This window comes from Streptomyces sp. NPDC043853 (assembly GCF_056436025.1).
Genome location: NZ_JBWKDJ010000004.1, coordinates 576612 through 588437, shown reverse-complemented (window position 1 = coordinate 588437; position 11826 = coordinate 576612). Strand labels below are relative to the sequence as shown.

Annotated in this window: 9 protein-coding genes; 3 read left to right on the top strand and 6 right to left on the bottom strand. The window is 73.2% G+C overall.

Annotated elements, in window-relative coordinates:
• Positions 1 to 455 precede the first annotated feature (455 nt).
• Positions 456 to 1385, bottom strand: a complete 930-nt coding sequence (gene mshD / locus AC067U_RS14900; RefSeq protein ID WP_478830059.1) for a mycothiol synthase — start codon at positions 1383 to 1385, stop codon at positions 456 to 458.
• A gap of 236 nt (positions 1386 to 1621) precedes the next feature.
• On the opposite strand from mshD, the gene AC067U_RS14895 reads away from it, so the two are divergent.
• Positions 1622 to 3442 (top strand): bifunctional metallophosphatase/5'-nucleotidase, encoded by a 1821-nt coding sequence (locus AC067U_RS14895; RefSeq protein ID WP_478830058.1) that lies wholly within the window; start codon positions 1622 to 1624, stop codon positions 3440 to 3442.
• Positions 3443 to 3644: 202 nt separating this feature from the next.
• On the opposite strand, the gene AC067U_RS14890 is transcribed toward AC067U_RS14895, so the two are convergent.
• Positions 3645 to 4511 (bottom strand): alpha/beta fold hydrolase, encoded by an 867-nt coding sequence (locus AC067U_RS14890; protein WP_478830057.1) that lies wholly within the window; start codon positions 4509 to 4511, stop codon positions 3645 to 3647.
• Between the two features lie 209 nt (positions 4512 to 4720).
• On the opposite strand from AC067U_RS14890, the gene AC067U_RS14885 reads away from it, so the two are divergent.
• Entirely contained in the window at positions 4721 to 5596 is an 876-nt protein-coding gene (locus AC067U_RS14885; protein ID WP_478830056.1) for a phosphatidylinositol-specific phospholipase C, read from the top strand.
• Here the strand turns inward: AC067U_RS14885 and AC067U_RS14880 are convergent.
• The 4 genes from AC067U_RS14880 to AC067U_RS14865 all read right to left on the bottom strand — a co-directional run bounded on the left by AC067U_RS14880 (position 5576) and on the right by AC067U_RS14865 (position 10492).
• A complete protein-coding gene (locus tag AC067U_RS14880; protein WP_478830055.1) occupies positions 5576 to 7003 on the bottom strand; it encodes a sensor histidine kinase in 1428 nt (475 codons plus the stop codon). The genes AC067U_RS14885 and AC067U_RS14880 overlap by 21 nt on opposite strands.
• 230 nt (positions 7004 to 7233) lie before the next feature.
• Positions 7234 to 7965, bottom strand: a complete 732-nt coding sequence (locus tag AC067U_RS14875; protein WP_478830054.1) for a response regulator transcription factor — start codon at positions 7963 to 7965, stop codon at positions 7234 to 7236.
• A 199-nt stretch (positions 7966 to 8164) separates the two neighbouring features.
• The gene (locus tag AC067U_RS14870) at positions 8165 to 9382 is read right to left on the bottom strand and encodes a S1C family serine protease (RefSeq protein WP_478830053.1); all 1218 of its coding nucleotides are present in this window, start codon (positions 9380 to 9382) and stop codon (positions 8165 to 8167) included.
• Positions 9383 to 9643: 261 nt separating this feature from the next.
• Complete coding sequence (locus AC067U_RS14865) at positions 9644 to 10492, bottom strand: SDR family oxidoreductase (protein ID WP_478830052.1); 849 nt, start codon at positions 10490 to 10492, stop codon at positions 9644 to 9646.
• A gap of 130 nt (positions 10493 to 10622) precedes the next feature.
• On the opposite strand from AC067U_RS14865, the gene AC067U_RS14860 reads away from it, so the two are divergent.
• Positions 10623 to 11801, top strand: a complete 1179-nt coding sequence (locus AC067U_RS14860; RefSeq protein ID WP_478830051.1) for a helix-turn-helix transcriptional regulator — start codon at positions 10623 to 10625, stop codon at positions 11799 to 11801.
• The last annotated feature ends 25 nt before the right edge of the window (positions 11802 to 11826 follow it).

The following is an 11826-nucleotide window of genomic DNA, read 5'->3' as shown; positions in this document are numbered from 1 at the left end:
CGTTCCGGGGCTCCGCCCCAGCCGCCGTCCCGGGGCTCCGCCCCAGACCCCGTCTCGGGCCCTGCCCAGCCGCCGTTCCGGGGCTCTGCCCCAGCCCCCGTTCCGGGGCTCCGCCCCCGGCCCCTTCCGGCCCCTTCCGCTCCCGCTCCGGCCCCCCGTCCCGCAGCTCCGCCCCCGGCCCCCTCCCCGGGCTCCGCCCCCGCCACCTCCCCCGCCTCGCCCGGTGCAGTTCGCGGGAACGGGCGGGATGCCCGGCGGTGGCCGGTTCGGATGACGGGTCGGGCGCGGTGCGGCGGTGGTTGGCTCAGGTCGCGGCCGGTTGGGCGCCGGTGGCGAGGGGGCGGCCACTGGGGGTTCGGGATCCGTGACGCCCTGTACGGGTGAGCGGGTGGGCGGGTGGGCAACCGCCGCGCGCAGCGCAAGCCCCCCCCGAGCCGGGCCCGCCCGCTGCCCCGTCAGCTCTCCGTGCGGTACATCAGGTCCACCTCGTGCGTGACGAACCCCAGGCCCTCGTAGACGGCCAGCGCCGCCGTGTTGTCCGCGTCCACGTACAGCATCGCGGTCGGCAGGCCCGCTGCGGCGAGGTGGCGGAGGCCGATCGCCGTCAGGGCCTTGCCGAGGCCGCCGCCCTGGGCGCCGGGGAGGACGCCGACCACGTAGACCTCGCCGAGCCGTTCCGCCTGGTGGACCTTCGTCCAGTGGAAGCCGGCGAGAGTGCCCTCGCGCTCCGCCAGGAAGAAGCCCTTCGGGTCGAACCACGGCTGCGCCATGCGGTCGTCCAGGTCGCGCTGGGTCAGGGCGCCCTGCTCGGGGTGGTGGGCGAAGGCCGCCGCGTTGGCCGCGAGCCAGGCCGCGTCGTCCGCGCCCGGGACGAACGTACGGACCGTTACGCCCTCGGGCAGCGTCGGTTCGGGGAGCTCGGGCGCGTCCGGGCCGAGCGGGCGGCGCAGCTGGCGGAGCTCGCGGAAGAGGGTGAGCCCGAGCACCTGGGCGAGGTGGCGTGCGGCGGACTTGCCGCCGTGGGCCCACACGCGGATCCGCTTGCCGGTCTCGGCCAGCAGGGCCGAGCCGAGGGCGCGGCCGTGGCCGCGGCCGCGCAGCGCGGGGTGTACGACGAGTTCCGCCGCCGGCGCCTCCACCGGGTCGGTGTCCTCGAGTTGGGCGTAACCGGCCAGCCGGCCGCTCTCGGTCAACAGGAAGTGCTTGATGCCGGGGCGGGGGCCGCCCCGGAGCTGGAGCCGGCCCTGCTCCGAGACCGCGGACGTGCCGTCCGCCCGGGCGGCCTCCTCCAGCAGGCCGAGCACCGCTTCGACCTGCTCCTCCGTCAGTTCGTCGCACGTCAGGATCTGCCGTCCCGGCTCAACGGCCGCTGCTGCGTCAGTCATGCGACGAGCCTACGGCGGTGACCTCGTGCAGGGGTGTCGTCCTCGGCCGGGGTTCGCTCGTGCTCGGCGAGCCGCGGCATCGAAATGGATCCCATTGGCATGAATTGGGGTGGACACGACGAGGGATCTACTCGTGCGTAACCACCTCGCAACCCGCTACCCCCTGTCGCGCTACGCGCGTTGACCATAGTCTTCGGGCACCTCCCATACCGTTCGCTGTCCGCAAAGGGGAACTGATGTCAGCGACACCACAACGGCACCGCCGAGCCCGCCGGTTGACCTTCGCCGCTCTCGCCGCCACGGCGGGTGCCGGCGCACTGGTCGCCGTTGCCCTGCCGGCCGGCGCCGCCAGTGGTGGCGGTCAGGGCAGCAGCAGCCGCACCGTCGACGTGCAGCTGCTGTCCTTCAACGACCTCCACGGCACCCTGGAGCCGCCGCAGGGCTCCTCCGGCACCGTGACCGAGCTCCAGGCCGACGGGACCACCAAGGCGATACCCGCCGGTGGCGTCGAGTACCTGGCCACCAGCCTGCGCGAGGCGCGCAAGGACAAGCCGTTCAGCATCACCGCGGCCGCCGGTGACATGATCGGCGGCAGCCCGATGCTGTCCGGTCTGTTCCACGACGAGCCGGCCATCGAGGCCATGAACAAGATGGGGCTCGACGTCACCAGCGTCGGCAACCACGAGTTCGACGAGGGCCGCACCGAGCTGCGCCGCATGCAGTACGGCGGCTGTCACCCCACCGAGGGCTGCTTCGAGTACGGCAAGACCTTCGAGGGCGCCAACTTCCCGTACCTCGCCGCCAACGTGACGGACGTGAAGACCAAGCGTCCGATGCTTTCGCCCACCTTCGTGTGGAAGAAGGACGGCGTCAAGATCGGCTTCATCGGCGTGACCCTGGAGGGCACCCCGGACGTCGTCACCGCCGAGGGCGTCAAGGGCCTGAAGTTCGGCGACGAGGTCGAGACGATCAACAAGTACGCCGCCGAGCTGAACAAGCAGGGCGTGAAGTCGATCGTCGCGCTCATCCACGAGGGCGGCCTGCCCGCCTCCGGCGCCTACAACTACGACTGCAACGTGCCCGGCGCCGGTGCCGGAATCTCCGGTGCCATCGTCGACATCGCGAAGAACGTCGACCCGAAGGTCGACGCCCTCGTGACCGGCCACACCCACCAGGCGTACGCCTGCAACATCCCGGACCCGGCCGGCAACCCGCGGACCGTGACCTCGGCGGCCTCCCTCGGTCGGCTCTTCACCGAGACCACGCTGACGTACGACCGCGCGACCAAGGACATCGTCCGGACCGCGGTGAAGTCGCCGGTCGCGGCCAACCACGTGGTGCACCGCAACCAGCCCAAGGCCACGGACATGACCGACCTGATCGCGCGCTGGAACACGCTGGCCGCGCCGATCGCCAACCGTCCGCAGGGCCACATCTCGGCCGACATCCAGGGCCGCGGCTCCTCGGCGTACGAGAAGCCGCTCGGTGACCTGATCGCCGACGCGCAGCTGGAGGCGCTGGCCCCGGCCGACAAGGGCGGCGCGCAGCTGGCCATCATGAACCCGGGCGGCATCCGCGCGGACCTGGCCTACAAGGCGGCCGGTGACGAGGGCGACGGCGTCGTGACCTACGGCGAGGCGTTCACCGTCCAGCCGTTCACCAACATGATGAACACGGTGGACCTGACCGGCGCCCAGCTGATCACGGCGCTCCAGCAGCAGGTGACGGGCCCGGTCAACGGCCCGAACCCGAAGATCCTGCAGGTCTCGAAGGGCTTCACGTACACCCTCGACATGACCAAGACCGGTGCCGACCGCATCGTCGTGGACTCCGTCAAGCTGAACGGCCAGGCGATCGACCCGGCGAAGACCTACCGCGTCGCGATGAACGAGTTCCTCGCGGGCGGCGGTGACGGCTTCACCGTCCTGAAGGAGCACAAGAACAAGCTGGTGGGCGTGTCCGACCTGGACGTCTTCAACGCCTACCTGGGCAAGCACTCCTCGGCGGCGAACCCGATCGCGCCGCCGGCGGCCGACCGGATCACCGTCATCAAGTAGCGGTTCCGGTTCCCCGGGTGGGGGCGGTCGGTCGCTTCGGCGGCCGGCCGCCCCTTTCGTTTGCCCGGGGTGTGGGGTGTGGGTGTGGGTGTGGGTGTGGGTGTGGGTGTCGGTGTGGCTGGGTCTTTTGGGTGCCGTGCCCAAGGCCTTTTGGGTGCCGGTCCCCTTCGGGTGCCTGGGCCCTGCCGTCTGCCGAGGTCGATCACAGTGTGGCGAGGAAGGCCGTGACCGCGGCCGTGAAGCCCTCGGGGTCGCGGAGCTGGACGAAGTGGTCGGTGTCCAGGGCGGCGTACGAGGTGTGCGGGCGCCGGGCCACCATGGCGTCGGCGTGCAGCGCCGTGAGGACCTGGCTGTCGCGGCCGTGGACGAGCAGGGCGGGGCAGGAGGTCACGAGCCACTGCTGCCAGTGGTCGGCGTGCACGGCGGTCTCGGAGGTGACGGTGTCCTGCGGGTGGAAGGGCAGCCGCCAGCCGCTGCCGTCGGCGAGCGGCCGCAGGGCGGAACCGATCATCGAGGCCAGCGGTCCGCAGGCGGCGAGGAGGTCCTCCCGGGTGGGCGCCGTGTAGGGGAGGCCCAGCAGGAAGGTGAGCGGGCTCTCGCCCTGGCCGGACAGGTCGACGGCGGTGTCGATGTTGACCAGGGCGTCGACGAGACCGGGGTTTTCCGCGGCGAGGTGGTACCCGTTGATCGCGCCGAGGGAGTGGCCGACCACGGTCACCCGGTCCAGGCCGAGGTGGGCCAGGAGGGCGCGGAGGTCGGCGAGATAGCCGGCCCGGCCGTACTCGGGGGCGCGGTCGGAGTCGCCGTGGCCCCGCTGGTCGGGGGCGATGACGCGCCACTCGTCGCCGAGGGCGGCGGCGAGGCCGGCGAAGGAGGCGCCCTCGGAGACGTGGCCGTGCAGGGCGAGCAGGGTGCGCCGGCCGGTGCCGCTCGCGGGCTCCGCCGCCGGGGAGTTCCAGTCCAGGTAGGAGAGGGTGCGGCCGTCGACGGTCAGGGTTCCGCGGGTGGCGGTGCGGGCGGCGGTGGTGGTGGCGGTGCCGGTGGCGGTGCCGGTGGCGGTGCTGGTCATGGCGTGGTGTCCCCTCGTTGCGGCGGTCCGCGCGGTGCTGCGCTGCTTGCCTGCCGGTGAGCCCGACTATACGAGCGTATAGATCGACCGTGCAATACGTTTGTGTAATACGCCCGTATGGACGCGCTCGTGCACTGCCGATGGGTGGTCTTCTTGAGGTGTCCACGCCATAATCCGGCCGACGTCAACGGTGACCGGAGGGCCACGGCATGAGCCTGGATCGGCGTACTTTTCTGGTCGGCGCGATGGCGGCGGCAACGGCCGCCGGACTCGGTGCCGCCACCGCCGCGCCCGCCGGCGCACGGACCCTCGGCACCCAGGACTGGATGGCCGGACTCCCGGACAGCACCCCGCTCCCGCGGATGACCATCCCCGGAACACACGATTCCGGCGCCCGCTACGGCGGCCTCTACGTCGCCTGCCAGAACATCACCGTCGCGCAGCAGCTGGACGCCGGCATCCGCTTCCTGGACGTCCGCTGCCGGGTCACGGGCGGCTCCTTCGCCATCCACCACGGGTCCTTCTACCAGAACCTCATGTTCGGCGACGTCCTCGTCGCCTGCGGGAACTTCCTCGCGGCACACCCCTCCGAGACCGTTCTCATGCGGCTCAAGCAGGAGTACTCCGGCGAGAGCGACGCCACCTTCCGCGCGGTCTTCGACGACTACCTCGACCACCGCGGCTGGCGCCCGCTGTTCCGCATCGACCCCGCGCTGCCGAACCTCGGGCAGGCCCGCGGCAAGGTGGTCCTGCTCGCCGACAACGGCGGCCTGCCCGGCATCCGCTACGGGGACGGCACCTGGTTCGACATCCAGGACGACTGGAACGCCGAGCCCTTCGCCAAACGCGGCCTGATCGAGAACCACTTCCGCAAGGCCGTGTCCCAGCCGGGCAGGCTGTTCGTCAACCACGTCTCCACGGCCGCCTACATGCCCCCGCGCTGGAACGCCGACCGCCTCAACCCGCAGATCCATTCCTTCGTCACGGGCGCAGAGATGGCCGGCCGGACCGGCCTCGGGGTAGTCCCCGTGGACTTCCCCAACACCCGCGGCGGCTTCATCGATTCACTGATCGCCCACAACTGACGGATTCCCCGGCGGCGGCGGAGCCGGTGATCCCTGCGGCGGAGTCGGCGCGCCTGGTGGCGGCGTCGGCGCGCCCGGCACCCGGAGCACCGCCTCCGTGCCCGGGCCGCCGTCGGCCGGGGCCCGCAGTTCGGCCGTACCGCCGGCGCGCTGCACCGTACGGGCCACTATCGACAGCCCCAGGCCGCTGCCGGGCAGCGCACGGGCCGTCGGCGACCGCCAGAACCGGTCGAACACGTGCGGGAGCTCCTCGGCGGGCACGCCCGGCCCGTGGTCCCGTACGGTCAGCTCGCCCGCCCGCAGCGCCACCTCGACCGAGCCGCCCGCCGGGCTGAACTTCACCGCGTTGTCCAGCACGTTCATGACGGCCCGCTCCAGCGCGGCCGCCTCGCCGCGCACGTACCAGGGCCGGATGTCGGAACCGAAGGACAGTTCCGGGCCGCGCAACCGGGCCCGCGACAGCGCCGACTCGGCGATCTCGTGCAGCGGCACCACCTGCAGCGGGCCGGGCAGGGCCGCGTCCGGCCGGGACAGCTCCTGCAGATCGCCGATCAGCGAGGCCAGCTCGGTCATCTGGGCCTTGACCGACTCCAGCAGCTCCCGGCGGTCCTCGGGCGGAATGGCCCGCCCGGTCCGCTCGCTCCGCGCCAGCAGCTCGATGTTCGTACGGAGCGAGGTCAGCGGGGTGCGCAGCTCGTGCCCGGCGTCCGCGATGAGCTGGGCCTGCCGGTCCCGGGAGGAGGCGAGGGCGGCGGTCATCGCGTTGAAGGAACGGGAGAGGCGGGCGATCTCGTCCTCGCCCTCGTCGGGGATGCGGATGGCCAGGTCCTCGGTCCGGGCGACGTGCTCGACGGCCTCGGCCAGCCGGTCCACGGGGGCCAGTCCGGCCCGGGCGACGACCAGGCCGGCCGCCCCCGCCCCGACCACGCCGATGCCGCCGGCCAGCAGCAGCACCCAGGCCAGGGTGGAGAGCGGCTTGTCGATGTCGGCCAGCGGCTTGGCGATGGAGATCGCGAAGTGCGGATTGGTGCCGGACGGGATGGTGTACACCCGCATGGCGGTGCCGTCGCCGGTCGTCGCGTCGTGCAGGACCGCGGTACCGCCGGCCGCGACCTCCCGGTCGGCGGTGGTCACCGGCAGGTCGGTCAGGCCGGCCACCCAGCAGTGGTCGCCGTCGGCGGTGACGATCTGCACGGTCGCGTTCAGGCTGCTCGCGAGCTGCTGGTTGGGCTGCGGCCGGGGCTTCGCGGGCGCGGTGGTGCAGCCTTCGCGCAGCGCGCGCACCACCTGCGCGTTGGGGTTGGTCTCCTGGAGGGAGGTGTCCAGCTGGTCGCGGAGCTGGGCCCGGACCATGAACCAGCAGACGGTGGCCACCGCGGCGACCGCCGCCGCCACGGCCACGGCCACCAGCAGGGCGAGCCGGGAGCGGAGCGGGAGGGCGCGGAACCGGGCGACGGGGCCGGCCGGGCCGGCCCGGCCGGCCGGGCTGCCTGTGGAGGGGCCCGTTGCCGTCCTCGTGTTCGTCGAGGGGCCTGTCGGCGTCCCTGTGTTCGCGGAGGGGCCTGTCGGCGTCCTCGTGTTCGCGGAGGGGTCTGCCCCCGTGCTCGCGGAGGGGCCTGCCCCCGTGCTCGCCGACGTCACTCGGGACCGCCGTTTTCGCCCGCGCGCAGTACGTAGCCCACGCCGCGCACGGTGTGCACCAGGCGGGGCTCCCCGGCGGCTTCGGTCTTCCGGCGCAGGTACATCACGTACACGTCGAGGGAATTGGAGCTGGGCTCGAAGTCGAAGCCCCAGACGGTCTTCAGGATCTGTTCTCGGGTGAGGACCTGGCGGGGGTGCGCGAGGAACATCTCCAGCAGGGTGAACTCGGTGCGGGTCAGCTCCACCGGGCGGCCGGCCCGGGTGACCTCGCGCGTGGTCAGGTCCATCCGGAGATCGCCGAAGGAGAGCACGTCCTCGGGGGCCGCCCGGTCCGGCGCACCGGAGGTGGCGTACGCGCTGCGCCGCAGCAGGGCGCGGACCCGGGCGAACAGCTCGTCCAGCTCGAAGGGCTTGACCAGGTAGTCGTCGGCACCGGCGTCGAGGCCGGTGACGCGGTCGCCGACGGTGTCGCGGGCGGTGAGCATCAGGATCGGGGTGAGGGATCCGGCGGCGCGCAGCCGCCGGGCGGCGGTCAGGCCGTCCATCCGGGGCATCTGGATGTCGAGCACGATCAGGCCCGGCTCGTACACGGCGACCTTGTCGAGGGCGTCGAGGCCGTCGACGGCGGTCTCGGTGCCGTACCCCTCGAAGGCGAGGCTGCGGCGGAGGGCCTCGCGGACGGCGGGCTCGTCGTCGACGATGAGGACGCGGTCGCTCGCGGCGGTCATGACTGGGCCCCCCTGGGGTACGGATCGGATGCTGCCGTGGCCGCGACGGGTTCGGTGCCACTGCGTTCCAGCGTCGCACGCCCCGCCAGGTGCTCCGCCCGGCTCGGCCCGGTCCGGGCCGTGCCCGGGGGCAGGGCCGGCCCGGGACCGGCCGCGGATCGGCCGCGGATCGGCCGCGGCCCCCGCGCGGATGTCGCGGTCAGAACGTGGTGCCGTAGGCGCCGGAGTCGGAGCCCGAGCCGGAGTCGGAGCCCGAGCCCGAGCCGTTGTCGTCGGCCGCCCCGCCCTTGCGGAGCGATGCCAGGTCGGACTTGATCGTGTTCACCGGGATCGCGAAGCCGAGGCCCACGCTGCCCGCCTTGGAGCCGTCGCTCGCCGGTGAGTAGATCGCCGACGGCATGCCCACGATCTCCCCGTTCATGTTGACCAGTGCGCCGCCCGAGTTGCCCGGGTTGAGGGACGCGTCGGTCTGGATCGCCTTGTACGAGGTCGTGTTGGCGCCGGTGTCACCGTTGAACTGCTGCCCGTCGAAGGAGAACGGCCACCCGTCCCCGCCCCGCTGCGGCCGCTGCTGCGGGCTCTCCGACTTCGGCACGTTCACCTCACGGTTCAGTGCCGAGACGATTCCGCTGGTCACGGTCCCGGTCAGCCGGTCCGGCGAGCCGATCGCGACGACCTCCTCGCCCACCTTCAGGCCGTCCGAGTTGCCGAGCTTCGCCGCCCTGAGCCCCTTGGCGCCCTGCAGCTTGATCAGGGCGAGGTCCTTGTCCGGGTCGGTGCCGACGATCTTCGCCTCGTACTTCTTCCCGTCGCTCATCGTGACCTGGATCTGGCTCGCGCCGCTGATCACGTGGTTGTTGGTGACGATCTCGCCGTCCTCCGTGATGACCACTCCGGAGCCGGTGCCCTGGCCGCCGCCGCTGCGGGTGTCGATCCGTACGACGGACGGGCTGACCGCCTCGGCCACACCGGCGACGGTGCCGGCCGAGGACTGGGAGATCGGGCTGCCGGGGAAGACGCTGCCGGTGGTGGACGAGCCACCCAGCAGGTGCTGTACGGCGGTGGCGGTGCCGCCGCCGACCACCGCGGCGGCGAGGGCGACCGCGACGAGCAGCGCGACCGGCCGCTTGGCGCGGACGGCGTGGGCCGGGCCGCCGACGGGGGCGGGGGCGAAGCCCGTGGCGTGTGCGGAAGGGCTTGCGGCGGGCGCCGTGGGCGGCTGCTGGTGCGCCTCGTACCAGCCGGGAGGGGCCGTCGGCGGCTGCTGCGGGGCGTAGGGCGGAGCGGGCGGGTACGCCCCGGTCTCCGGCCCCGCCGCGTCGGCGAAGTGGGCGAAGCGTTCGCGGCCGAACGGCGCGGCCTGGGACGGGCTGTTCTCCTGCGGATACTCGCCTTCGCGGCGGTGGCTCTCGGTCATGGTGATGACTCTGTCCGCGAATCATGAGAGCTTCCTGAGTAGCGGCTGAGAAGCCCGGCAGAAGGCTGTATGCCCGGTATGAGAACGTCTCCCGGCGCGCCTTGAGTGTTTGTCGTGCCCGTCGTGCCCGTCGTGTCCGTCGTGCCCTGAGCGTCTGCCGTGCCTGCCGTGCCTGCCGTGCCTGCCGTGCCTGCCGTGCCTTGAGCGTCTGCCGTGCCCGTCGTGCCCTACGGGCTCGCCGACTCCGCGCCCGCCCCGCGCTCAGCGGAAAGCGGCCGCGTTCCGGGCCGCCCACTGGGCGAACGTCCGTGCCGGCCGCCCCAGCACCCGCTCGACGTCAGTGCTCACCCGCTGCTCCAGATCGGAAGGCCCGCCCAGGATGTCGAGAGTGCCGTCCGCCACCGGCGCCGGCATGAACGCCAGCAGCTGCTCCCGGGCCTGGGCCCGGCTCAGCTCGGTGAACCGCACCTCTTCGCCGATCGCCGCGCCGATCGCCCGGGCCTGCTCCCGAGGAGTGATCGTTTCGGGGCCGGTGAGCTCGTACGTACGGCCGGCGTGGCCTGCCCGGTCCAGCAGTACGGCGGCGGCGACGCCCGCGATGTCCACGGGGTCGACCACCGGCAGCCCGATGTCTCCGAACGGCGCGGCGACCGTGCGTCCCGTGCGGACCGGTTCCGCCCATGCGTAGGCGTTGGAAGCGAAGCCGCCCGGCCGCAGGACGGTCCAGTCGAGCCCGGATTCCCGTACGGCGGCCTCGAAGGCCTTCAGGACGGCGTGCGAGGGGGCGGTGGGCCGGGTGCCGGTGATCTGGGAGGACTGTAGGACGAGGTGCCGGACGCCGGCGGCCTTGGCGGTGCCGATCAGTGCCTCCGGGTCGAGCCCTTCGCCGCCGCCGGCGATCAGTACGTAGAGGGCGTCGGCGCCGTCCAGGGCGGGCCGCAGGCTGTCGGGGACGGCGAGGTCGGCCGCGTGGGGGCGCACGGTGGTGGCGTGGTCGTGCGCGGCGACGGCGGGGCGCCGGGACACGGCGGTCACCTGCTCGCCGGCGGCGGCGAGCGCCTCGACGAGCGGGCGTCCGACGTTCCCGGTGGCTCCGGTGATCACGATCATGGCTGTCTCCATTCGTTGGGCGGGATGGCCCTTCGGGCTGCCTTGGGCTCCTTCTGACGTGACCAAGCCTGGAAGGGAAAGTGGCCATCTTCTGGCCACTTTTCCGGGAAATCGAGAGAAGATCGTTCGCATGCGAGCGGATCGGCTGATGGCGGCCCTGCTGTTCCTGCAGACGCGCGGACGCGTGACGGTGGCCGAGGTGGCGGCGGAGCTGGAGGTCTCCGAGCGGACCGCGCGGCGTGACCTGGAGGCCCTGGCCGCGGCCGGCGTGCCCGTCTACGCGACCCGGGGGCGGGGCGGCGGCTGGGCCCTGGTCGGGGGTGCCCGGACGGATCTGACCGGTTTGACCGAGCCGGAGATCCGGGCGTTGTTCCTGGTCACCGGCCCGTGGTCGGACTCGCCGGAGCTGCGCACAGCGCTGCGCAAGCTGGTTCGGGCATTGCCCGCGCCCTTGCGGTCGGGTGCGGAGGCGGCCTCACGGGCCGGCCACACCGACCCCGTGGACTGGTCGGGCACGCCCGCCGAACCGGCACCGGCTGAGCCGGCACCGGCCGAGCGGGCACCGGCCGAACCGGCTCCCGCGGTGGCGCCGACGCATCGGATGGCTCACCCGGCTCACGCGGCTCACACGAGTCCGACGGCTCCGGCTGCGCCCGGGCTCGCTCCGGGCGTCGTGGGCGTGGTGGGCGTGGTGGGCGTGCTGGAGCGTGCGGTGGTGGACGGCGTACAGGTCCGGCTCGGTTACGCGGCACCCGGCAGGCCGGTCCGGGTGCGTACGGTGCACCCGCTGGGCCTGGTCAGCAAGGCGGGGGCCCGCTATCTGCTGGCGAAGCCCGGCGACGGTGTCGGTGTCGGTGTCGGTGCCGGCGACGGTGCCGGTACCGGTACCGGATCACCGGAGCCCGGTGCCGAGGCTGTCGACCTGCGCATGTACCGGCTGGACCGGGTCACCTCGGCGGAGCCGACCGGTGCGCCGGTGGACCGCCCGGAGGGCTTCGACCTCGCCGCTGCCTGGCGGCAGCTGGCCGCACGGATGGAGGACCGGCTGGCCGCGGCCACCGTCCGGGTGCGCGCGGAACCGGACGCGGAGGGCCTGCTGCGGAGACTGTTCGGCGGGAACCTGAGGGTCACCGCCACCGGCCCGGACGGCCTGTCCGCCGAGGTGGACGGCCCGTCACCGGAGGTCGTGGCCGCCCGGCTGGCCGGCCTGGGAGCCCGCGTGGAGATCCTCTCTCCACCCGCGGCCCGCACCCACCTGTCCCGCCTGGCAGCAGCGCTCACCACCCTCTACGGCCCCCCGCCGCCCTGATCCCAGGGGAGCTCAGGCGCAGCTG